The organism is Vreelandella glaciei (assembly GCF_013415125.1).
Classification (GTDB): Bacteria; Pseudomonadota; Gammaproteobacteria; order Pseudomonadales; family Halomonadaceae; genus Vreelandella; species Vreelandella glaciei.
On record NZ_JACCDE010000011.1, the window covers coordinates 79,213 to 102,073 of the forward strand.

Sequence of the window (22,861 nt, forward strand, 5' to 3'; positions counted from 1 at the left end):
CCCATGCCTTGGCATTATCTAGCGCGCTCTATGCGTGGTTACCCTGTTCGCCCGCCCGAAAGCGGCATCGCCCGGCGTAAAAGTATTTGGGAGCGAATCCATCTAGATCCCTGGCTGCTTGGCTTGCTACTGGTATTGATGGGCAGTGGTTTAATCGTTCTTTATAGCGCTTCTGGGCAATCCATTGATGCCGTGATTGCTCAGAGCGTACGGTTTTGCATCGCTCTGGTGGTAATGGTGATCATTGCCCAGTTTTCACCTTCAACTTTTTTGCGCTTCGCTCCGCTAGCCTATGGCATCGGGGTTGCCATGCTGGTTGCCGTTGATGTATTCGGTGATGTGGGTATGGGCGCTAAACGCTGGTTGGTCATTCCTGGCGTCATACGCTTTCAACCCTCGGAAATGATGAAACTGGCGGCCCCGTTAATGGTGGCGGCCTATCTTAATCGCTGTGAATTGCCGCCGCGTCTGCGCGATATACTGGTGTGTGGGGTTATCATTGGCGTACCCGTCGTGCTGACGGCTATTCAGCCTGACTTGGGAACCTCATTGCTGGTAGCCAGTGCTGCTCTTATCGTGGTTCTGCTGGCAGGTTTGTCGTGGCGCTTGATCGGATTTATTACGGCGTTGGGGGCTGCCGGGGTGCCGGTGTTATGGATGAATATGCATAACTACCAGCGTCAGCGCGTGTTGACTTTTTTGAACCCTGAAAGCGACCCGCTGGGCTCTGGTTGGAACATCATTCAGTCAACCACCGCCATAGGTAGCGGTGGATTGTGGGGGAAAGGGTGGCTGCAGGGTACCCAGTCCCAGTTAGAGTTTTTACCCGAACGACATACGGATTTTATTATTGCCGTTTTAGGCGAAGAGTTTGGTTTAGTGGGTATGCTAGTGCTTTTGTGCCTGTATCTATTAATCGTGAGTCGTGGTGTATGGATGGCTAGCGCTGCTCAGGATACCTTTGGCCGCTTAGTCGCCGGCAGTATCATCCTCACCTTTTTTATCTATGTATTTGTCAATATGGGCATGGTGAGTGGCATTCTGCCTGTCGTTGGTGTGCCGCTACCGTTGGTTAGCTTTGGCGGCACCTCAAGCGTGACCTTGTTGGCGGGTTTCGGTATTCTCATGTCCATACATGCTCATCGTCGGCTGCTGTCGCGCTAGCAAAGTTGCCCAACCCAAACATATAGTTCAGACGCCTGTGTTACTCGGCAATGGAGAACTCAGGAATAGATGGTTCTGGAATTAATCGTTCTGGGATAAAGAGCTCAGGAGTGGAGAGTTAATGAACAAGGTTCAAGGGAAGACGAGCCGCTATTTTTTGGCAGCCATGATGTGCTGGGTAACGCCCATAACAATTGCGGATGAGCCTTCTGAGGGGGAACAGCAAGCTGTACCACAGCACTTTGCACCTCGGCAAAATGCTGACAGCCAAGCGCTGATGGAAGAGTTAGTTGAGCAAGGGGTGCCGCAAGCGTGGCTAGAAGAGGCGCTCGGACAGGCTAATTATACTCAAAGTGTACTGGACGCTATGGAAGGGGCCGCCGAGCGACGTTTAAAGTGGCATGAGTATCGCGCTATTTTCATGACCCAGCAGCGCATTGAGGAGGGCGTTGAATTTATTGATGAGCATGCTGACGCCTTGGCGCGAGCCGAAAGTACCTATGGTGTTCCCGCTGAAATAATTACCGCTATTATTGGCGTTGAAACATACTACGGCCGTCATAAAGGCCAGCACCGTGTATTGGATTCGCTGGCGACGCTGGCGTTTCATCACCCAGTGAGAGGCGCTTTTTTTCGCGGTGAGCTGGCAGCATTTTTACGTATAGCGTACGAGCAGCAGGTTGACCCAGCTAGGCTACGTGGCTCTTATGCAGGTGCCATGGGCTATCCGCAGTTTATCCCCACCAGTTACCAAGCCTATGCAGTAGATTTTGATGACGATGGCCGCCGCGATCTGTGGGAAAACCCAGTCGATGCGATTGGTAGTGTCGCTAATTACTTTGCCGAGCATAACTGGAAACCAGGGGCTGATATTTATCACCAGGCCACTGGGCCAGACGAATTGCCTAGGGAGCTATTACAGGAGCTCTCGTTTAACCAAACATCGACGCCTGCAGTGAGTGTTGCCCAACTTGCTGCGCATGGGCTGACGCCTAATGAGTCTCTTGATAGTGAATTGTTGGTCGTGCCATTGGCACTTGAGTTCGCTGATGGCGAGATTCACTATCGGTTTGGCGAGTATAATTTTTATGTGATTACTCGCTATAACCATAGTCACCTGTATGCCATGGCTGTAGCCGAGTTGGCAGAAGAGATCGCCGCATTGCACGATAAGCTGCATGAGGACGAGGCATGAATAGCAAACTGACGATAACCAGGCGTGCTGGTGGGGTAATCGCCTTGCTGGCGCTGGTCAGTGGCTGTGCTAGCAATGATACCCAGCGTATTGATGTGCCTAGCTCGGCCAATCAAGCAGCAGCCCCCGGTTCGTCGGCCGCTACGAGTGACGGACGTTACGCCATGAGTGGAGATGCCTACCCACTTGAGCCGCCGGATGTTACCAAAGTGCCCGATGCAGAGCCGCGCATTGAGCAGCCCTCTCAAGGTGGCAACCGCTCAACCTATGAGGTGTGGGGAAAAACCTACCATGTGCTGTCCGATGCCACAGGTTACGAAAAACGTGGTACGGCCTCTTGGTATGGTGAAAAATTCCACGGCTATGCGACCTCAAATGGCGAAATTTACGACATGTATAAAATGTCGGCAGCGCATCGCTCGCTGCCCTTACCCACGTTTGCCCGGGTAACCAACTTGGATAATGGGCAATCAGTGATTGTCAGGGTAAATGACCGCGGCCCGTTTCATAGTGACCGTGAAATAGATCTCTCGTATGCGGCAGCGGCACGATTGGGTTTTCTCGACCATGGCACCGGCTCCGTTAAGGTTGAAGCGATCAACCCCGAACAGTGGCTAGCCGAGCGTGGTCGAGGGGGGAGTGGTTCTTCCCAACAAGCAAGCGCTCAGGAGCCGGGACAAGTTGCTTCAAACGTTCCGTCGGTTGTTGCCCGGCAAATGGCGTCTAATGTTTCAGTATCTAATTCCTCAGTGCCTACTGCTTCAGCACCTGCTGCGCCCTCACGAGAATCGGTATCTCAGCAATCGCCAAGCCAAGGCGGGACAGGTGACGCCGTTTACCTTCAGATTGCTGCACTTGGTAACCCGGAAGGTGCTCATCAGTTACAGCAGCGTTTACAGGGGGAGCAGCCTCACAACGTGCGTATTATGAGTGATGCTGACGTCTACCGTGTGCAAGTAGGTCCGATTAGTCCGGGGCAAGAGACACAGGCGCGCGAAACACTGCGCCAAGCGGGGTTCCCCCAGGTCTTTGTTGTGCGATAATTAGCATCCTATTTATTTCTTGTGGCGCGCTTTACGCGCCGCCTTGTTTTTAAAAAAAGCTTTACAAGTAAGCTTTCAAGTAAGTGAGACTGACGTTATGAACGTGTTTACATCCATTGGTCGCTCTGCACGCCTGTGCCTTTTTGCTGCAATGGCGACGGTTGCTGTGTCTGCCAGTGCACAGCAAGTTCCTCAGCCGGTAATACCGCAGCCGCAAACCATTATTCCTGCGGCTCCCCAGTTAGCGGCAAGTTCGTGGATACTCATGGATGCCAACAGTGGCCGCATCTTGGCGGAGCATAATTCTGATGAGCGTCTCCCACCAGCGAGTTTGACCAAGCTGATGACGGCCTATTTAGTTGAGCGTGAGCTTGATCGCGGTACTATCAATCTGACTGACATGATTAATATTAGTGAGAATGCGTGGCGTACCGGCGGCTCAAAAATGTTTATCGAGGTGGGTGATCAAGTTTCGGTAGATGACCTTCTTCATGGAATCATTATTGTGTCGGGTAACGATGCCAGTGTCGCCATGGCTGAGCATTTAGCGGGTGGAGAAACGCCCTTCGCGGATCTGATGAACCAACATGCCACTCGGCTGGGAATGAATAATACAAACTTCCAAAATGCCACGGGCTTGCCGGGTGAGCAACACTACTCAACTGCCCATGATATGGCACGCTTATCGCAGCACATTATTAATGATTATCCCGATCATTATGAAATTTACTCCCAGCGTACCTTCTCTTATGGCGGCATCGACCAGCCCAACCGTAACCGCTTGCTGTGGCGTGATCCTTCTGTCGACGGCTTAAAAACCGGTTGGACCACTGAGGCGGGTTTCTGCCTAGTTTCATCGGCTAAGCGTGACGATATGCGCTTGATTTCGGTTGTGATGGGCACCACCTCTGATGAAGCTCGTGCTCAGGAAACGCAAAAGCTGCTCAGCTATGGTTTCCGCTTTTTTGAGACCATGAAGCTTTACGAACGTGGTGCCGTGCTGGCAACGCCGCGTGTGTGGGGCGGTGATATTAACGAATTACGCGTGGGTGTCGATGAAGAGGTCTTTATGACCTTGCCGCGTAACCGTAATGAAGAGCTGCGTGCGCGCCTTAATCTAAATCCGGATCTTCAGGCCCCGATTGCTATTGGTGATGAGGTCGGCACCCTTGAAGTTCATCTGGGCGACGAGGTGGTCGGTGAGCGTCGCTTGGTGGCCCTGGAAAACATTGAAGAGGGCGGTCTTTTCAAGCGTTTGTTTGATCAGGTGCAGCGCTTCTTTAGTGGCCTAATCAGCAACTTTACCGACTAAATATTGATTAGGCTTGAGCCGTTGGTTTTGTTTTTTGCAATGATGGGGTTGCTATGAAAAAAGGTACGCCACAGGGGCTGCGTGATTTGCGCCAACCGGCGGTTCAAGAGCCGCCTAAAATCACTTTTCCCTGTGATTACTCGTTAAAAGTCGTCGGCGATGCCGCCGAAGACTTTCCTGCCTGTGTGTGCCAGGTCATTGTGCGCCATGCGCCTGATTTCGACGCCACGACCATGCAGGTAGTTGATAGCCGTAATGGTCGTTTCCAATCGGTTCGTGTGGTGATTAGAGCGACCGGAGAGCAGCACATTAAAGAGCTGTTTGAAGCGCTCAAAGCCACCGGCCGTGTCCATATGGTGGTGTAAGCGTGAGCGACGCCGAGCCAATTAAGCTGCATCACTTAGGGCGCCAACCCTATTTTCCTGTTTGGGAGGCGATGCGCTCACTGACTGATACCCGCGATGCTAATACCCCTGATCAGTTCTGGTTGGTCGAGCACGATCCTGTGTTTACTCAAGGACAGGCAGGCAAGCCAGAGCATTTGCTTTTGCCCGGCGATATTCCGGTAGTGCATACGGATAGGGGAGGACAGGTTACCTATCACGGGCCTGGTCAGGTGGTGCTATATCCGTTATTGGATGTGCGGCGTGGAAAAATTGGCGTACGCGATTTAGTCACTGCATTGGAGAATGCGGTGATTGATGTGTTAAGCAGTTACGGGGTAAGCGCGCGTGCGCGGCCTGATGCGCCCGGTGTGTATGTAATGACCGACGCAGGTGAAGCTAAAATTGCTTCGTTGGGCTTGCGTATCCGGCGTGGGGCAAGCTTTCATGGCGTAGCGCTAAATGTCGATGGTGACTTAACGCCTTTTTTGCGGATTAACCCCTGCGGCTATGCAGGCATGCCTATGGTGAGGTTGGCCGACGTTGCATCGCTGCCAAGCGACCATCAGGTCGGGGAGCAGTTGGCGAAAGCGCTAGCCAAACGGCTAAATCGCGAGCTGGTCCGTGTAGATAGCTCGCCACTGTAAAAAGGGAGCCTCTGGCTCCCTGTTTCAACAAGCTTTGTATAGCGCTGGAGTTAGTCTTATCCTACGTTTAGTGCTGGAATAATATTGGGATTCGCTTCTTGTTCCTGACCAGGAATTGCAGCGGGTGAGGCGAGCCCAAGGTTATTCTTTTCAAACACGCGATCAGCGCGATAGCTGGAACGCACCAGCGGGCCAGAAGGCACTTCCATAAAGCCCTTCTCCAAACCGATCACACGGTAGCGGTCAAACTCTTCTGGCGTTACCCAGCGCTCAACCGCCAAGTGATTTTTGGTTGGGCGCAAATATTGACCAAGCGTGACGATATCGACACCGATTTCACGCAGATCATCAAAAGTCTGCAAGATCTCTTCGTCAGTTTCGCCCAATCCCAGCATTAAGCTGGTTTTGGTGATGATGTCAGGACGGTAGCGCTTGGCATGGGCAAGCACATCAAGCGTTTTACGATAACCCGCTCGCCGATCACGTACACGGCCTGTTAATCGTTCAACGGTTTCCACGTTTTGGGCAAATACTTGTAACCCAGAATCAACAACGCGCTCAATAGCACTCAGCTCGCCATCGAAGTCAGGCGTTAAGGCTTCCACGACTACTTCAGGTGTGCGCGCTTTAATGGCACTAATACAGTTGGCATAGTGCGATGCACCGCCATCGTCGAGATCGTCACGGTCTACCGAGGTGAGCACGATGTAACGAAGGCCCATTAACTCCACTGACTTCGCGGTGTTTTCAGGTTCTTCGTGATCGAGCCAGCCTTGTGGGTTGCCGGTATCTACCGCGCAGAATCGACAAGCGCGGGTGCATACTGATCCCATAAGCATGATAGTCGCCGTGCCGTTGCTCCAGCACTCGCCCATATTGGGGCAATGAGATTCAGCACAAACGGTGCTTAGTCGATGGGTAGCAACGTTCTTTTTGACCGCTTCAAAACGCTCCCCCCCAGGGATCTGTGCGCGCAGCCACTTGGGCTTGCGTTCAAGAGAAGGGGCTTCTGCCTGCGCTTTGCGCTGCTTCATGCCATCCTTGATCACCGTCATGCCATGTTCATTACGGAATTTTTCACCGCTAGACACGCGTTGCGGAGGGATATTGCTCATAGGGACAGAGCCTCTCTTTTGTGCGGTAGGCCGAGTACGTTAGCAGGCGTTAAGCCCTTACAAGACCTGCCAATTGATACCTGATTAATTAATACGAAGTGCATCCGATATTTCATCGTGCTAATAGCTACTAATGTAACATATCTCACTGTCAACAGGACACCGCATGGCCCTAGGGCGCAAGCATTGGCAGGCAAGCGACGCCGTGGCTCGGTAACGGGCTTGAGGGCGCTTGAAAGTGGCGGCGATAATCGGGTAAGTGCTCACGGATAAAGCTTAAGAAAAGCTCTGCCACCGGTGTGGGAAAACGTTCCCGCGCATAAACCGTGCACCAGGAGCGGTGGATCGGGAAATCGGGAAGCCCAAGCTCAAAAAGTAACCCTTGTTCAAGCTCAAGCTGTACCGCCAAGCGGGGGAGAACGGCAACGCCTAAGTGGGCCATTACTCCGCCTTTAATGGCTTCATTGGTGCCCAGCTCAATACAGTGGGGAAGGGCGACCTGCTGATTGGCGGCCATTTGTTCAAAGGCATTGCGCACGCCAGAACCCGGCTCACGCATTAACACGTAGTGGCGTGCGAAGTCTGCCAGAGAGGGCTCCGGCATAGAGAGTAGGGGGTGTTCCGGCCAGACCACCGCGATCAATTCATTATCAAGAATCGGCATCACTACTAAGCGATCATCCTCTGGCACCATCGCCATAATAACGAGATCATCCTGCTGCTCAGTCAACCGCTCTAGGGCTTGGCTGCGATTGCATACCTTTAAGCGAACGTGCACCTCTGGGTAGTGAGCGCGGAAACGGGCGAGTAAGTAAGGTACGACATATTGCGCCGAGGATACTGCCGCAATATTAAGTTCACCGCTTATTTTGCCGTTAATGTCCGATAGGTTCATTTCCAGGCGTGAAAGCTGACCAAAAATTTCTCGTGTCGAATGGGCGAGCGTATCTGCGGCGGGAAGCGTGTGGAGCGTTTTGCCCGCGTAGTTAAAAAGTGGCTGCCCCAACGCCAGCTCAAGCTGGCGTATTTGTGCGCTCACCGCGGGCTGGGTAAGCCCTAGCTGCTCAGCTGCGCGAGAATAAGAGCGTTGCCGGTGCACCGCCTGGAAGACCTGTAGTTGCCGAAATGTAAGGCGATTGAGCAGAGTAGGGGATGACATAGCAACCTCGTAGTGAACACTCTTTAATGTCGCTAGGACTAATGCCCAATACAGGCTTTATCGCCAGCGCAACGCATGCTAACACTGAATCTTTGGCGCTGCTGAAAGAGCGTTATGTCGCCCTTTGGTCGTAAATATTAGGGGTAAAGATCGACGTCGCGCATGTAGTGGCCTAAACTATATTGCATTGCAGCATCCTCATTGCTGCCCGGTTTGATGCCGGCGCATCAACCCCATGGGAGAACCTATGAACTTTCTCGCCAATCCTTTGCTAACCACCAGCGCTTTTACTGACGCCTGGCTAAAGCAACAAAATGGCTCCACAGCGTTGCCAAGTAGTGAACCGATCGCTTCCTTATTCGACCCATTTGGGTTTGGACGGGCGGCCTTCGGTTACTGGCGCGATAGCATGGAGCGTAGCGTTTTGTACCTGGACGTTATGCGCGAGCGTGGTAATCAGTACCTTGAACATATGGAGCAAACCAAGCCCAGTGTGTTGGGGTTTGATACCGAAGTGCTGCTGGATGGGCGGACGCTACCGCGGCCAACTAACTATGAACTGCTGCGCGTACTGCCCCATGAAGGGACTGAAACTGACCTACAAAAACGTCCTTTTGTAGTGATCGACCCGCGAGCGGGGCATGGGCCAGGGATTGGTGGCTTTAAGCCAGACAGCGAGTTGGGGGTGGCGCTAAAAGCGGGACATCCCTGCTACTTTATTGGTTTTTTACCATTTCCTGAGCCGGGTCAAACCGTCGAGGACGTAGTTGATTCAGAAATTGCATTTCTACGCCATGTAATTGAGCTTCACCCCGAAACCACCGAAAAGCCAATGGTGGTGGGCAATTGCCAAGCAGGCTGGCAAATCATGATGGCGGCCGCACTAGAGCCAGATGTGTTTGGGCCGATCCTTATTGCCGGTGCGCCGCTTTCTTATTGGGCGGGCGAGCATGGTAAAGCCCCAATGCGTTATACGGGCGGTATGACCGGGGGTAGTTGGATTACGGCACTCACTAGCGACATTGGCAATGGCCTGTTTGACGGGGCGTGGTTGGTGCAGAATTTTGAGCGCCTCAACCCGGCTAATACGTACTGGAAAAAACAGTATCACCTTTACGATAACATCGATACAGAAGCGGGCCGATACCTCGACTTTGAACGCTGGTGGGGCGGTCACGTCCTGTTGGGCGGTGAAGAAATTCAATATATTGTCGATAATCTGTTTGTGGGCAATCGACTTTCTACCGCGCAGTTGGTGACTCGTGATGGGCGCCGAATCGACCTACGGAATGTGCGCTCACCGATCGTGGTGTTCTGTTCTCGTGGGGACGATATTACCCCGCCGCCGCAAGCGTTGGGCTGGATTCGTGATTTATATGAAAACACAGATGACATCATCGCCAACGAGCAAACTATCGTCTATTGCCAGCATGATACTACCGGCCACCTAGGTATATTTGTTTCGGGTAGCGTGTCGCGCAAAGAGCATACCGAATTCACTGCCAATATGGATTACATCGACGTACTCCCGCCTGGGCTGTACGAAACCTCCATATCCCCGGCGGAAAAGGGCGAAGATGCCGAGCTGTTCGAGCGTGATTATCTGCTCGAATTTATGCCGCGTAACTTTGAAGAGTTAGATCAGGCAGTGATGCACAAGCCTGAGGATGATCGTCGCTTTGCCACCGTGGCGCGTATATCAGAAATTAATTTGGGGCTGTATCGGATTTTTATGCAGCCCTGGCTAAAAGCTATTATGACGCCGGAAGCTGCCCGCTTTATTCGTCGTATGCACCCGATCCGGCTGGGCTACAAACTGCTTTCCGACCGTAACCCGCTTTCCGTGCCGTTACCGGTAATGGCAGAAGCGGTGCGTAAAAATCGTCACCCTGTGTCTCAAGATAATCTTTTTAAAGCACTTGAAACCATGGGCTCTGACCAGTTGGTTGCAAGCCTCAATGCGGTGCGCGACTTACGCGATAGTAGCACCGAAAAAATGTTTATGGATATTTATGGCCAGCCGCTGTTGCAGGCCGCCGTAGGCCTTTATGGCGATGCCCATGTGCATCGCCGCCGCCCCGGGGCTGAGCCCGAGCACCACCGCTTCATGGAGCAGCGTCAGGAAGCGCTGCGCGAGAAGATTACCCACGGCGGTGCGCACGAAGCGGTGATGCGCTCGCTGATCTACGTGCTCGGCGGTGCTCCAGCCACGGATGAGCGTAACTTTAAGCGGTTACGCGCCTCCCGTGCCGAGCTTGAGCCAGGCATAGAGCTGAGTGAATTTAAACGCCTAGTGCGCGAGCAGTTCTTTATCTTGAAGCTGGATCGTAAGCAAGCGCTGAATGCACTGCCTATTTTGCTCAAGGGTAATAGCAACGACGATATCGATAGTTATATTAGCCATCTTGAGCACGTGTTTGCCGCCAGTGGCGAGCTTTCGGAGCATGCTGCAAATCGCTTTGTTCAGATAAAGGCGCTTTTTGATCAGGCGCGGCCTAGCAAAAAGGAAGCACCTGCTACTCCTAACGCTGCCAAGGCAAAGGCGAAAACATCTACAAAGTCACAAACGGCTACGACTGGCGTGGTTGGTAAAGCTGTTACATCGGAAGGAGCTAGTCAGGCAAAAGCTAATGCAGAAGAAGCTAAGCCAAAAGCAGCTAAGCTAACTTCTGTTGAGCCCTCGGCTGCGCCTGACAAAGCAGAGGGAAAAGCCACTAAACCCTCTGCAGCCGATGAGGAAAGCACCAAGTCAACAGTGAAATCTGACAGCGCTAACGAAGGTAATAAGCCATCTGAAAAACGCTAAAACAGTATGTTAGCTCACAGCGCCCCCGCCTATATGGTGGGGGCGCTTTGTTTGTCTGTGTGCCTTTTGGGTTGCCGTAATGCCAGTGGCAGTCTAGTGTCTAGCTACTCTTTGTCTGAAATCTACGGATTCTTCCTACGGCTTGGTTGCTACTGGCGCTTAGCCAAGGGCTGGGGTAGGGTAGGCGCATTTTTTCATCCGTATCTTTGTTAATGGGCTGTTTCATCCCGGCGATACGGCACCGAATTTAGAGCACGTGCTAGACAGCCCGTGCATTAGGAAAGTGGAGCACTATGGGCAAGTCACTGGTCATCGTCGAGTCGCCAGCTAAAGCGAAGACGATTAACAAATATCTCGGCAACGATTTCATCGTGAAGTCGAGCGTGGGTCACATTCGTGACCTGCCGACCAGCGGCTCAGGTAAGGCAGCCTCCGACCCTAAGGAGCGCGCACGCCAGGCCGCAGCGACACGCAAGATGTCGGCGGAAGAGAAGGTGGAATATAAGAAGCGTAAGAGCCAAGATCAGCTAATTCGGCGGATGGGGATTGACCCTAACAACGGCTGGGAAGCCCGCTATGAGGTGTTGCCCGGAAAAGAGAAAGTCGTTGCCGAGCTAAAGAAGCTGGCTGAGAAAGCTGACGCTGTCTATCTCGCAACGGATTTGGATCGCGAAGGGGAAGCCATTGCCTGGCACCTGCGTGAGACTATCGGTGGAGACGACAGCCGCTATAAGCGCGTGGTGTTTAATGAAATCACCAAAAATGCCATTCAGGACGCGTTCAAAGCGCCGGGCGCGCTAAATATCCCTCGGGTGGAAGCACAGCAAGCTAGGCGTTTCCTGGATCGCGTGGTGGGCTTTATGCTTTCACCTTTGCTGTGGGCTAAAGTGGCGCGTGGGCTTTCGGCTGGCCGTGTACAGTCCGTCGCGGTGCGTCTAATTGTTGAGCGCGAGCGCGAAATTCGTGCCTTTATTCCTGAAGAGTTTTGGGATGTGCACGCGGATTTGGCTTCTCCCGAAGGTGAGCTGGTGCGTTTTGCTCTGGTTCGTCAGGATGGCAAAGCCTTTAAGCCTACCTCTGAAAGAGACACCCTGGCGCGTATTGAGCAGCTTAGAAAAGCCAAACTTGCGATTACTTCGCGGGAAGACAAGCCCACCAGTTCCAAGCCGACAGCGCCCTTTATTACCTCTACGCTACAGCAGGCCGCGAGTGGCCGGTTAGGATTTTCTGTTAAGAAGACCATGACCATGGCCCAGCGTCTGTATGAAGCGGGCTATATTACCTATATGCGTACTGACTCCACCAATCTTTCAAAAGATGCAGTGGAAGGCGTGCGCAGTTATATCGGCGAAGAGTTTGGCGAACGCTATCTGCCTGAAGCGCCTAATCGTTACAGCAGTAAAGAGAGTGCTCAAGAAGCCCACGAAGCGATTCGTCCCTCCAGCGTTGAACGCAAAGCATCAGACCTGTCCGGCATGGAGCGCGATGCAGAGCGCCTTTACGAGCTGATCTGGCGCCAGTTTGTGGCTTGCCAAATGACGCCTGCTGAGTACCTGTCCAGCACGCTTAGCGTCGAGGTTGATGGGTATGAGCTGCGTGCTAAAGGACGCGTGCTTAAATTTGATGGTTATACACGGGTGATGAAGCCCAGCGGTAAAAATGAAGATCAGAGCCTGCCTGACTTGCCTAAAGGCACGCCGATGGGGTTGGAGGCACTCGATCCTCAGCAGCACTTTACCAAGCCTGCACCGCGTTACACCGAAGCAAGCCTGGTGAAAGAGCTTGAGAAGCAGGGGATTGGTCGTCCTTCTACCTATGCATCGATTATCTCTACGATCCAGGATCGCGGCTATGTGAAGCTTGAAAACCGCCGCTTTTATGCCGAGAAGCTTGGCGATATCGTGACCGAGCGGCTGAAAGAGTCCTTCCCTGATTTGATGGATTTCTCGTTCACTGCGCGCATGGAAGATAGTCTTGATGAAGTCGCCGAAGGCGAGCGTAACTGGCAGGCTTTGCTAGATGATTTCTACGGCGAGTTTCGTGAAGAGCTAGCCAAGGCGGAGAGCGAAGATGGTATGCGGCCCAATCAGCCGGTGCCCACCAATATTGACTGTCCGAAATGTGGCCGCCATATGCAAATTCGCACCGCTTCAACAGGCGTGTTCCTGGGCTGTAGCGGCTACAATTTGCCGCCAAAAGAGCGCTGCAAGACCACCATCGATCTGATCCCAGGTGAAGAAGCGGTAGCGGAAGACGCGGGCGAAGAGGCTGAAACTAATGCGCTGCGTGCTAAGCGTCGCTGCACCAAGTGTGGCACGGCGATGGACAACTACCTGATTGATGAAACGCGTAAATTGCACATTTGTGGCAACAGCCCTGATTGTGATGGGTATGAGGTGGAGAGCGGAAAATTCAAGATTAAGGGCTATGAAGGGCCTGTGATTGAGTGCGATAAGTGTGGCGCTGAGATGCAGTTGAAATCAGGTCGCTTCGGTAAGTATTTTGGCTGCACCAATAGCGAGTGTAAAAACACTCGCAAATTATTAAAGAGCGGCGAAGTGGCACCGCCAAAAATGGATCCAATCCCGATGCCGGAGCTGGCGTGTCAAAAAGTGGACGACCATTACGTGCTGCGCGATGGCGCGAGTGGCCTATTTTTGGCGGCGAGCAAATTTCCTAAAAATCGCGAAACGCGGCCGCCGCTGGTGAAAGAGCTGAAAGCGCATGCCGAAGAGCTGCCTGAGAAGTACCATTTTATTCTCAAAGCGCCTAGCGAAGACCCCGATGGTCGCCCCGCTCAAATCCGTTATTCGCGTAAGACGAAAGAGCAGTTTGTGATGACTGACGAAGAGGGCAAAGCCACTGGCTGGAAGGCCATGTTTGAGGCTGGTAAATGGCACGTGGAGGATAAGCGCAAGTGAATGCACGCTCGCGAACCAATCAGTTGCTCTACCAAGCGGAGCTGTTAGCTATTATACCCGCAGGGGAGGATGAGCATGCCCCCGCGCGGCAGATGGCACTGGAGGAGAGCGCGTTGGCGCTCTTTGAGCTGGCGTTAGAGTCGCTTTTACGTGAAGTCACTGAGCACGCTCGCTTGCCAGAGCATCGCTGGCGTGTATTGTTATCTCAGCAAGGCCCAGCTTTGGCAGAGCTACAGCGCTTGCGCGACTTAAACGCTCAGCCGGAAAGTTGGTTGAATTGGCTGACGGGCCAGCTTGAACGCCTACATAGCGATGAAGGTGCTGCGCGGCGTACTACTCATAATCCCGCTATGATTAAGGTGGATAGTCAAGCGAGTTTGCCTCAGCAATTGCTGGATAACCTTCAGGCGGCGAAGCGCGAAATAGCTGCTCTGCGTGAAACCAGCCTGGAGTGGTAAAAGGCTCGATTTTACCCGCTGGTCAAGTAAGCACCACGAAAAGGAGATCATGATGCGCTATAACCAAGTTAAAGATTTAGTCGAATGGGCGGCAGGCTTTCACGCGCGAATGGCGCGTCAATACAGCGAGGCCGCTGATAAAGCCGACAATGAACGCTTAAAAATGGGATTAGATTATCTCGCCAGCCGTGAATTGAAGATGAAAACGGGTCTTGAAGACTTGTTCCATGATGGTATGGATCATTCTGAGGTGCTGGAGACGTGGTTCGACGAGTCGAGCGAATTCCCTGAGCCACCAGAACTGGATCAAATTGCGGAGCAAACCGTTACAGGCTCTATAGAAGATGCCATGAAAACAGCCACAACTGCCCATGAGCGTTTGCAGGCGTTGTATAAGCATCGTGCCGCACGTTCGAGAATTGAACCCGAAGCAGAGTTCTTTGATTCGCTAGCGGAAGGGCATAATTCTGAAATACGCCACATGATGGCGAGTATGGAAGAGTTACAGGGCGTTTAATGAGTATGTGCCACTGCCGAATGCATCATCGCGTCGGGACGACCCAAAGCGGCACTATGACGAAATTACTAACGGCGGATGCGGGAATAAGGTATAACAGCCATTCTATGCGTTTAGTTGGTCAACCACAGGCTACTATGTTTCGAGAGCTGCCATGTTTTTAATCAATCGCCGTCGGTTTTTAGCTATGGCGCTGAGCTTGCCAGCGGTTGCTAGCGCTGCTGTCACTGCACCTAGCCAGGCTGCTCCCTCTGACCTTATCGAAACAGTGCTAACGCGCGCCCATATGCCGCGCCATAGCAATGAGCTGTGGGTACTGATTGATGATCAAGAGGCTACACTCAGTGTGTTCCGTGGTAATGCGCTTGTAGAGCGCTATGCACCCATATCCCTAGGGCGTGCAGGGGCGAAGACTCAGCGTGTTCGTGGCGATAACGTGACTCCTAAGGGTGAGTTTCGTATCAATCGTTTTAATTACGAAAGCCAGTGGCGTACCTTTATGGGGATTGATTTCCCAACGCCAGCCCATGCACGCATGGCGCTTGAAAAAGGGATTTATTCCCAAACCGATTATGAAGATTACTTCGACTACTACCGACGTAACGGTCATCCACCGCAAAATACTGCCCTGGGTGGGGCGATTGGGATTCATGGCTTGGGTAGCGCGGACCCCGATATTCATGGTCGCTATCATTGGACTCAAGGGTGTGTCGCCGTTACCAACGAGCAAATTGATCGCTTGGCATCGCTAGTGGGTGTTGGCACCCGTGTAGTGATCCGTTAAGCTAATGCCGTTGAAGGAAGTTCGAGGTTTTAAACAAGTGGCTATAGACAACCGCTGTAGTCTATTATAAAACAGCGTTTGACTTGCGAGCATCGCAAAACAAGTCACTGTAAAGAACCTGCACCGCAGGTAGACAAATTTAAGCTAAGTACGTTAGTAAAATGCGTAGCCTTATTTTTGTCATACCCTTAATGTAGTACCCAAGGACGACTCAAGGAGAACATTATGACTTTGAAAACTACTCTGAAGATGACTGCTGCTGCCGCTTCTCTGGCAATTCTTGCAGGTTGTGCTTCTACCAGCGCGCTGGAAGAAGTTCGCATGACTGCAGAATCTGCACAAGCTGACGCTGCAGAAGCACGCAGCATGGCTTCACAGGCTATGAACACTGCAAACCAAGCCCAGCGCGATGCGCAGGCTGCTCTGCAGATGTCTGAGCAGAACCGTGAAGAAATGAACCGCATGTTCCAGCGTTCCATGCAGAAGTAATTCTGCTTGGGCTGCCGAGGGTGTCACTAGGCTCTCTCAGCAGCTGCTGGATGAAAGCTGTAGTTAGTTAATTAATATTCTGTAGTAAGCAAGGCGCCGTAAGCAGAGGCGTCAGAACAGCAGTTTTTGATACTAGCTACGCAAAAAACCCCGCCTTGGCGGGGTTTTTTGTTGCCAGGTGGTTGGTCACGCGTCTTTATCGGGGTCAGTGGCGGCGCTGAGCTCAAGCTCGTCAATCAGCTCAACAGGCTCCGGTTCTGGCTCGGGAGCCTGAGGGCCATATAGGGCGATAAATTGGCCGTCAGGAGCTTCTACGGCGCGCTGAATCTGATCCGCGTCTATTTCAACGTCCCTATCAGTAGTTAGCGCTGTTACGCGTTCAAGGGCATTAAGCAGTGGCTCAAAGCCTTCTACGTTCTCTTCCAGCTGCGGGAAAGACTGGACAAACAAGGTGCCATCGGCTGCAAAGCCCGCTTTAAACGGTGCATCCATTAGGTTGACCTGAGTGCCGCTGGGTAAGCGCTCATAGAGCGATTTGATATCTTCCGGGTACATGCGAATACAGCCTCGGCTGACGCGCATACCGACGCCATCAGGGCGGTTGGTGCCATGAATCAGGTAGCTCGGCATGGCGAGTAGAATCGCATGCTCGCCAAGCGGGTTCTGTGGGCCGGGTGGAACTACCGACGGTGCCGGCTCACCTCGTTCAGCTGCTTCGCGACGCATCGACGATGGCGGTGCCCAAGCGGGGTCTTTAACCTTAACCGTGGTGCGAGTAATGCCCACGGGAGTGGCGAACTCTTCACGCCCTACGCTGACCGGGTAAGTTTCGACAATGCCGGGCTTGTCTGCAGGGTAGTAGTAGAGGCGAAGCTCTGACAGGTTAATGACAACGCCTTCCCGCGGCGCGGGTGGCAGAATGTACTGAGCGGGGATCACCACCTCGGTACCTGCGCCGGGTACCCAGAGACTGACATCCGGGTTGGCCATACGCATCTCTTCATAGCCAATGTTGTGGCGTCGGGCGATATCGATCAGCGTCTGCTTGGGGTCTTCGACAACGACGGTGTAGCGCTCCCCGATGACATCGCCTTTTTCAGGTAGGCGGAAGTGGCCACGGGGCAGCTCGTCCTGGTCAGCAACCTGGGCGGCGCTGTCCACAGCATCGATGCTGATTTCCTGTGCTTGCTCTTGGGTCGGCTCTTCTGACTGTTCTTGTACTGGGTTTTCTGTTTGCTCGTCAGCCGATTGCGCAAAAGCAGGGCTCGCCAAGCTCGCGGCTAGTAGTACTGCCAAGCTGGTGGGGCCCCAGAGGGTAAAGGTGTCGCGAATGTTCATGGTCATTCCTAATATGTTAATTTACTGCTGATGCGCGTCGTTGGGTCACTGATGTTAATCCACAAGGTGGGTTAACTAGGGCATGGCTACTGGCAAGTTTGCCCCAAGCGTCACGCCGCCGCTACTTTTTGATTAAGCGTACTAAGTAGGTTTTCAAGCTGTTGAAAGCGTTGGTCGACGTTTTCCATTGATAATTCAAATCGTAAGGTGTCAGAGCCCTCTAAACGGAAGTGCTTTGGTGACGTCTGAATGAGGGTCACCAGGGTTAAGGGATCCACCTGGGTGCTGCTATCAAACAGTACTCTACCGCGGCTCTCGCCAGCCTCGATTTTGCTGATGCCTAATTGCTCGGCACGGTGGCGCAGCTTGGTCTGGCGAATCAGGTTTTTCAACGGATTGGGCAGCAAGCCAAAGCGGTCAATTAGCTCAACCTGTAACTCTGTAAGTTCGCTATCGCTCTGGGTGTTGGCAATCCGCTTGTACATCACCAGGCGCTGCTGAACATCATGAATATAATCACTTGGAATCAGCGCGGGCAGGTTGAGGTTGATTTCCACGCCGGTATTGAAGGGCGCGTCGATATTGGGTGTTTTGCCCGCACGAATGGCCTTCACTGCCCGGTCAAGCATCTCCATGTAAAGTGTATAGCCAATGGTTTCCATCTGGCCGCTCTGTTCATCCCCCAGTAGCTCGCCTGCTCCGCGAATCTCCATGTCGTGGCTGGCCAGGGTGAAACCAGCACCTAGATCGTCCGAAGCGCTAATGGCTTCCAGGCGTTTGATGGCATCACGGGTCATCGCTTTAGGGGGCGGTGTCAGCAGGTAAGCATAAGCCTGGTGGTGGCTACGGCCAACACGGCCCCGTAACTGGTGAAGCTGTGCCAAGCCAAATTTATCGGCGCGTTCGATAATAATAGTATTGGCGCTAGGCACATCAATACCAGTTTCAATAATGGTCGAGCATACCAGCACGTTAAAACGGCGATGATAGAAGTCCGACATGATGCGTTCGAGGCTGCGCTCAGGCAGTTGGCCGTGGGCAACTGCCACCCGCGCTTCAGGAATCAGCTCACGAATTTTTTCGGCACTGTTTTCGATGGTTTTGACTTCGTTATGCAGCACATACACCTGCCCGCCACGCAGTATCTCGCGCAGTAGGGCTTCTTTAATGATACTGGCATCATGTTGCTGAACAAACGTTTTGACCGACAGGCGTCGTGCGGGTGGCGTAGCGATAATCGACAAATCGCGGATACCGCTCATGGCCATATTCAGCGTGCGCGGAATAGGCGTCGCGGTCAGGGTCAAAATATCGACTTCAGCGCGCAGCGTTTTGAGTTTCTCTTTTTGCGCTACCCCAAAGCGGTGCTCCTCATCAATGATAAGGAGTCCCATTTTGGGTAGCTCAACGCTTTTAGAGAGCAGTTTATGGGTGCCAATCACGATATCGGTTTGGCCGTTTTTAACACTCTCTAATGTTTGGGTAACCTCTTTGCCGCTGGTGAAGCGAGAGATCAAGCCAATATTGACGGCGGTGTCGGCAAAACGGTCGCGGAAATTCTCGAAATGCTGGCGCGCCAGCAGCGTGGTAGGCACCAGGACCACTACTTGGCGACCTGATTGCACGGCGATAAATGCCGCGCGCATGGCCACTTCAGTTTTGCCGAAGCCTACGTCACCACATACCACGCGATCCATGGGCTGCGGCGACGTCATGTCGCTGATTACCGCTTCAATGGCCGCATGCTGGTCGGGCGTTTCTTCGAATGGGAAGTTACTCGCAAAACGCACATACTCCTCGCCTGGCGCTTCGTAGACCACGCCCTGTTGAGCTTCCCTGCGAGCGTAAACATCCAAAAGTTCGGCGGCAGTGTCACGAATCTTCTCAGCGGCTTTGCGGCGGGCTTTTTCCCACTGATCGGAACCCAATTTATGCAGCGGCGCCAGTTCGTCACCGGCACCGCTGTAGCGTGAAATCATGTGCAGGCTGTCGACGGGCACATAAAGTTTAGCGCCATCGGCGTAGGAGAGTGCTAAAAACTCATTGGCCTGACCGCCGGCCTCCAGCGTTTCCAGACCTAAATAGCGCCCAACGCCATGGGCTTGGTGAACCACCGGCGCGCCTTCGCGCAGCTCTGACAAGTGACGAACCGCTAGCTCGTTATCATCGGTGGCTTTTTCGCGCCGACGGCTTTGACGTACCACATCGCCAAACAGCTCTGTTTCACTGATCACCGCAACGCTTGGGTTGTTCAGCCACAGGCCGCTGTCCACCAAGCCTTCGGTAATGGCATAGGTGTGATCACTGGCGAGAAAGTCGTGAAAGCTATCGGTATGCGGGAGCGAGAGCTTAAGCGGCGCCAATATCTCTTCCAGCGCTTCGCGGCGGCCTCGTGATTCCGCGACAAACAGCACTCGGGTTTTAGCATGCGACTTCAAAAATGTAGTCAGTTCGCCCAGCGGCTGCTTAGCGCGGGCATTGATAGAGAGTGTAGGCAGCGGTGCTGCTTCTGGCAGATACGCATGGCGCTGTTCGCTATCCTCAGTGAGCTCAATGCGCGGGCGTGCTTTTATAGCCGCAAAAACATCACTGACCGGGAAAAACGCTCGGTGAGGAGGCAGCAGTGGTCGGGTCGGGTCGACGCCCAGGTTAACGTAGCGGGCGTCAATGGATTGCCAGTGCTGCTCGGCGGCATCAAAAACGCCAGGCAGTAGGGCTACCCGGGTATCGTCGGTCAGGTGTTCAAACAGCGAAGCGGTCTGCTCGAAAAACAGCGGTAGATAGTGCTCCAGACCCGGTGAAGGAATGCCCTTTAATGCATCGTTATAGAGGGGGCACTGGCGCGGATCGACATCAAAGAGGGTTTCAAACTGCTCACGAAAGCAGGCGATGGCACTTCGGCTCAATGAGTACTCGTGGGCGGGCAGCAACTCTAGCGACTCAAGTTTATCGGTTGAGCGCTGGCTGCCGGGGTCGAAGTGACGCAGCGTGTCGATCTCGTCGTCAAACAGATCGATGCGAATCGGTTCATCCATGCCCATTGCAAATAGGTCGATCAATGCCCCACGCATGGCGTATTCGCCGGGTTCATACACCGTCTCCACGGCGCGATAACCCGCTCGCGAAAGTGATTCTCGGAACGCTTCGCGATTTAATCGCTCGCCAGTTTTGAGTGTCATTACCCGCCCGGCAATATATTCGACCGGTGGTAAGCGTTGCATCAGCGTATTGATTGGCACCAATACAATGCCGCGTACCCCATCCTGAAGCTGGCGCAGAGTGCGTAGCCGCGCCGAGACGATGTCCTGATGGGGTGAAAAGCTGTCGTAGGGCAGCGTTTCCCAATCGGGGAAAGGAAGTACCGGAACGTCGCTATAAAAGTAGAGGTCTTGCTCCAGACGCTGCGCACTGGCCGTATTGGGGGTGATCACCAATAGCGGGGCGTGCTGGGCCACGCGTGAAAGAGCCAGGGCAGTCGCGCTGCCCGGTGGCGATAACCAGTAGAGCGTATCGCGAGTCCCTTGAGGCTGGGGGGGGGGGAGCAGAGAGAAAGTCGGCATAAGCAAGATATCGTTTTGCGCTGAAACGGAAAACAGATCATACACGATCACCCGTTTCAGTTAGAGTGCCGCGGCTTAAGGTAGTGGGTTAATGTGTTATGAAAGTAGTTTTGTAGTGAGATTGGCGTTTCTGTAATACCCCTACATGTTGTGCGACTATCCTTTCATTGCGACGACTGCGCTTGCCCCGGATAATAAACTAAATTATTGGTTTACGACCCCGTTTCCACTTTCTGTTTCCACTACCTGATGAGGCCGCACGTGAGTCAGCAAGCGCTCGAAAACGTTTTTCAAGAATGGCAAGGCAACGAAGCCTTGGCGGAGCAGATGATCCCGTTAGTAGGGCAGCTCTATCGTCAGAATAATGTTGTTGCCACCATGTTCGGGCGCTCGCTCATCAAACGGTCGGTCATCCGTATTCTCAAAGACCACCGCTTTGTACGCAAACTGGAGGGGACCGAACTCTCTGTTGAAAATACCTATCCGATTCTTAAAAGCATGGTTGAGTTAAATCTTGGCCCTGCGCATGTCGATGTGGGCAAGTTGGGGGTAATGTTTAAGCGCCAGGGCGGGGGCGATGTTGAAGCCTTTCTGCGCAAAGAGCTGCATGAAATTATTGATGGTTATCAGCCTGGCGCCAGCACCGGTGAGCCGCAAGATGTAGTGCTTTATGGTTTTGGTCGTATTGGTCGGTTACTAGCCCGGGTGATGGTTGAGAAAGCCGGTGGCGGCAACTTGCTGCGGTTGCGCGCTATTGTGGTTCGTGGCCGTGGCGATGTGGCTAAAGACCTTGAAAAACGCGCTAGTTTGCTACGCCGCGATTCCGTTCATGGACCTTTTGACGGCACCATCATGGTCGATGCTGAGGCGCGCACGCTAACCGTAAATGGCAATGTCATTCAGGTTATCTATGCCGATTCACCGAGTGAGATTGACTACACCACCTACGACATCAACAACGCCGTGATTGTTGATAATACCGGTATTTGGCGCGATGAAGAGGGCCTGGGCCAGCACTTGAAATGCAAAGGTGCTGCCAAAGCGCTGCTGACCGCGCCGGGTAAAGGCGATATTAAAAATATCGTTTACGGTATTAATCACGAGTCGATTGGCGACAATGATCTTATTGTCTCTGCCGCGTCGTGTACCACTAATGCGATCGTGCCGGTGTTGAAGGTGCTTAACGATGAGTATGGTGTGGTAAACGGTCATGTTGAGACCGTGCATGCTTACACGAATGATCAAAACCTAATTGATAACTACCACAAAGGCGACCGTCGTGGCCGCAGCGCGGCGTTGAACATGGTGTTAACCGAGACGGGCGCGGCTAAAGCTGTCTCCAAAGCACTGCCCGAGCTTGAGGGTAAGCTAACCGGTAACGCGATTCGCGTGCCGATCCCTAATGTCTCTATGGCCATTCTTAACCTGACACTGGACAAAACGACTGATGCGGCTGCGCTAAACGACTACTTGCGTCGCATGTCGATTGATTCTGCTTACCAAAAGCAAATTGACTTCGTTGACTCAGCAGAAGTGGTCTCGTCGGACTTTGTAGGCAATCGCCATGCTGGCATTGTTGATGCCAAAGCGACTATCGCCAACGGTCATCATGCGGTTGTCTATCTGTGGTACGACAACGAATTTGGCTATAGCTGTCAAGTCGTGCGTATTCTACAACAGATGTCTAATGTGCGGTTCTTAAAGCTGCCGCGCTAAATAGCTAAACAATAATATTGCTAAATTAGCCTCTCCGCGGGGCTATCAGGCGAAATAATGATGCAGCGCCACCTTCGGGTGGCGTTTTTTTGTCGCTATGTCTTCTTTCAGCCAATGTATATAGCACTTTTGGAGATCATCAGGGATGTGGTCATTGGACGCGCTTATCTTTATAATACGATGGATTTTTCGGGGTGGTTCAAGTGCTGCTTGGGCCGGACTGGTAACAATCTGAGCAGAAAACAACAATTCGC

At 52.9% G+C, this 22,861-nt stretch carries 17 protein-coding genes; 13 read left to right on the plus strand and 4 right to left on the minus strand.

What is annotated here, in order from left to right:
• Positions 1-3: 3 nt before the first annotated feature.
• The 6 genes from rodA to lipB all read left to right on the plus strand — a co-directional run bounded on the left by rodA (position 4) and on the right by lipB (position 5,744).
• Positions 4-1,164: a rod shape-determining protein RodA gene (rodA, locus tag HZS80_RS09335; RefSeq protein ID WP_179915903.1), complete on the plus strand. Its 1,161-nt coding sequence runs from the start codon at positions 4-6 to the stop codon at positions 1,162-1,164.
• Between the two features lie 121 nt (positions 1,165-1,285).
• A complete protein-coding gene (gene mltB / locus HZS80_RS09340; protein WP_179915904.1) occupies positions 1,286-2,359 on the plus strand; it encodes a lytic murein transglycosylase B in 1,074 nt (357 codons plus the stop codon).
• Positions 2,356-3,402: a septal ring lytic transglycosylase RlpA family protein gene (locus HZS80_RS09345; RefSeq protein WP_179915905.1), complete on the plus strand. Its 1,047-nt coding sequence runs from the start codon at positions 2,356-2,358 to the stop codon at positions 3,400-3,402. The genes mltB and HZS80_RS09345 overlap by 4 nt, the downstream gene beginning before the upstream one ends.
• 97 nt (positions 3,403-3,499) lie before the next feature.
• Positions 3,500-4,714: a D-alanyl-D-alanine carboxypeptidase family protein gene (locus HZS80_RS09350; RefSeq protein WP_179915906.1), complete on the plus strand. Its 1,215-nt coding sequence runs from the start codon at positions 3,500-3,502 to the stop codon at positions 4,712-4,714.
• Positions 4,715-4,767: 53 nt separating this feature from the next.
• Positions 4,768-5,079 (plus strand): HP0495 family protein, encoded by a 312-nt coding sequence (locus HZS80_RS09355; RefSeq protein ID WP_035557238.1) that lies wholly within the window; start codon positions 4,768-4,770, stop codon positions 5,077-5,079.
• A 2-nt stretch (positions 5,080-5,081) separates the two neighbouring features.
• The gene (gene lipB, locus HZS80_RS09360) at positions 5,082-5,744 is read left to right on the plus strand and encodes a lipoyl(octanoyl) transferase LipB (RefSeq protein WP_179915907.1); all 663 of its coding nucleotides are present in this window, start codon (positions 5,082-5,084) and stop codon (positions 5,742-5,744) included.
• A 56-nt stretch (positions 5,745-5,800) separates the two neighbouring features.
• Here the strand turns inward: lipB and lipA are convergent, their stop codons facing one another.
• Both lipA and HZS80_RS09370 read right to left on the minus strand, forming a co-directional pair.
• Complete coding sequence (gene lipA / locus HZS80_RS09365; protein WP_179915908.1) at positions 5,801-6,859, minus strand: lipoyl synthase; 1,059 nt, start codon at positions 6,857-6,859, stop codon at positions 5,801-5,803.
• A gap of 172 nt (positions 6,860-7,031) precedes the next feature.
• A complete protein-coding gene (locus tag HZS80_RS09370; RefSeq protein ID WP_035557245.1) occupies positions 7,032-8,018 on the minus strand; it encodes a LysR family transcriptional regulator in 987 nt (328 codons plus the stop codon).
• 247 nt (positions 8,019-8,265) lie between these two features.
• Between HZS80_RS09370 and HZS80_RS09375 the strand changes: the two genes are divergently transcribed.
• The 6 genes from HZS80_RS09375 (at position 8,266) to HZS80_RS09400 (ending at position 15,993) form a co-directional block, all read left to right on the plus strand.
• Positions 8,266-10,824, plus strand: a complete 2,559-nt coding sequence (locus HZS80_RS09375) for a DUF3141 domain-containing protein (protein WP_179915909.1) — start codon at positions 8,266-8,268, stop codon at positions 10,822-10,824.
• A 293-nt stretch (positions 10,825-11,117) separates the two neighbouring features.
• On the plus strand, positions 11,118-13,745 hold the full coding sequence (gene topA / locus HZS80_RS09380) for a type I DNA topoisomerase (RefSeq protein WP_035557252.1): 2,628 nt from the start codon (positions 11,118-11,120) through the stop codon (positions 13,743-13,745).
• Positions 13,742-14,203 (plus strand): DUF6586 family protein, encoded by a 462-nt coding sequence (locus tag HZS80_RS09385; protein WP_035557255.1) that lies wholly within the window; start codon positions 13,742-13,744, stop codon positions 14,201-14,203. The genes topA and HZS80_RS09385 overlap by 4 nt, the downstream gene beginning before the upstream one ends.
• A 52-nt stretch (positions 14,204-14,255) precedes the next feature.
• Positions 14,256-14,720, plus strand: coding sequence for a ferritin family protein (locus HZS80_RS09390; RefSeq protein ID WP_035557258.1), 465 nt, complete (start codon positions 14,256-14,258; stop codon positions 14,718-14,720).
• Positions 14,721-14,874: 154 nt separating this feature from the next.
• On the plus strand, positions 14,875-15,504 hold the full coding sequence (locus tag HZS80_RS09395; protein WP_035557261.1) for a L,D-transpeptidase family protein: 630 nt from the start codon (positions 14,875-14,877) through the stop codon (positions 15,502-15,504).
• Between the two features lie 225 nt (positions 15,505-15,729).
• Positions 15,730-15,993, plus strand: coding sequence for an Lpp/OprI family alanine-zipper lipoprotein (locus HZS80_RS09400; RefSeq protein WP_022523170.1), 264 nt, complete (start codon positions 15,730-15,732; stop codon positions 15,991-15,993).
• 186 nt (positions 15,994-16,179) lie between these two features.
• Here HZS80_RS09400 and HZS80_RS09405 read toward each other — a convergent pair whose 3' ends face one another.
• Both HZS80_RS09405 and mfd read right to left on the minus strand, forming a co-directional pair.
• Positions 16,180-17,331, minus strand: coding sequence for a L,D-transpeptidase family protein (locus HZS80_RS09405; protein ID WP_179915910.1), 1,152 nt, complete (start codon positions 17,329-17,331; stop codon positions 16,180-16,182).
• A 110-nt stretch (positions 17,332-17,441) separates the two neighbouring features.
• The gene (gene mfd / locus HZS80_RS09410; protein WP_179915911.1) at positions 17,442-20,891 is read right to left on the minus strand and encodes a transcription-repair coupling factor; all 3,450 of its coding nucleotides are present in this window, start codon (positions 20,889-20,891) and stop codon (positions 17,442-17,444) included.
• Between the two features lie 261 nt (positions 20,892-21,152).
• Here mfd and HZS80_RS09415 point away from each other — a divergent pair, with 261 nt between their 5' ends.
• Positions 21,153-22,607 (plus strand): glyceraldehyde-3-phosphate dehydrogenase, encoded by a 1,455-nt coding sequence (locus tag HZS80_RS09415; RefSeq protein WP_179915912.1) that lies wholly within the window; start codon positions 21,153-21,155, stop codon positions 22,605-22,607.
• The last annotated feature ends 254 nt before the right edge of the window (positions 22,608-22,861 follow it).

Bases quoted from the DNA above. Each gene is read 5' to 3' on its own strand.
- HZS80_RS09370 (WP_035557245.1), bottom strand. From the start codon at position 8,018: ATGTCATCCCCTACTCTGCTCAATCGCCTTACATTTCGGCAACTACAG.
- mfd (WP_179915911.1), bottom strand. From the start codon at position 20,891: ATGCCGACTTTCTCTCTGCTCCCCCCCCCCCAGCCTCAAGGGACTCGC.
- HZS80_RS09375 (WP_179915909.1), top strand. From the start codon at position 8,266: ATGAACTTTCTCGCCAATCCTTTGCTAACCACCAGCGCTTTTACTGAC.
- topA (WP_035557252.1), top strand. From the start codon at position 11,118: ATGGGCAAGTCACTGGTCATCGTCGAGTCGCCAGCTAAAGCGAAGACG.
- HZS80_RS09355 (WP_035557238.1), top strand. From the start codon at position 4,768: ATGAAAAAAGGTACGCCACAGGGGCTGCGTGATTTGCGCCAACCGGCG.
- HZS80_RS09345 (WP_179915905.1), top strand. From the start codon at position 2,356: ATGAATAGCAAACTGACGATAACCAGGCGTGCTGGTGGGGTAATCGCC.
- HZS80_RS09390 (WP_035557258.1), top strand. From the start codon at position 14,256: ATGCGCTATAACCAAGTTAAAGATTTAGTCGAATGGGCGGCAGGCTTT.
- HZS80_RS09350 (WP_179915906.1), top strand. From the start codon at position 3,500: ATGAACGTGTTTACATCCATTGGTCGCTCTGCACGCCTGTGCCTTTTT.
- HZS80_RS09405 (WP_179915910.1), bottom strand. From the start codon at position 17,331: ATGAACATTCGCGACACCTTTACCCTCTGGGGCCCCACCAGCTTGGCA.
- rodA (WP_179915903.1), top strand. From the start codon at position 4: ATGCCTTGGCATTATCTAGCGCGCTCTATGCGTGGTTACCCTGTTCGC.
- HZS80_RS09395 (WP_035557261.1), top strand. From the start codon at position 14,875: ATGTTTTTAATCAATCGCCGTCGGTTTTTAGCTATGGCGCTGAGCTTG.
- lipA (WP_179915908.1), bottom strand. From the start codon at position 6,859: ATGAGCAATATCCCTCCGCAACGCGTGTCTAGCGGTGAAAAATTCCGT.
- HZS80_RS09400 (WP_022523170.1), top strand. From the start codon at position 15,730: ATGACTTTGAAAACTACTCTGAAGATGACTGCTGCTGCCGCTTCTCTG.
- mltB (WP_179915904.1), top strand. From the start codon at position 1,286: ATGAACAAGGTTCAAGGGAAGACGAGCCGCTATTTTTTGGCAGCCATG.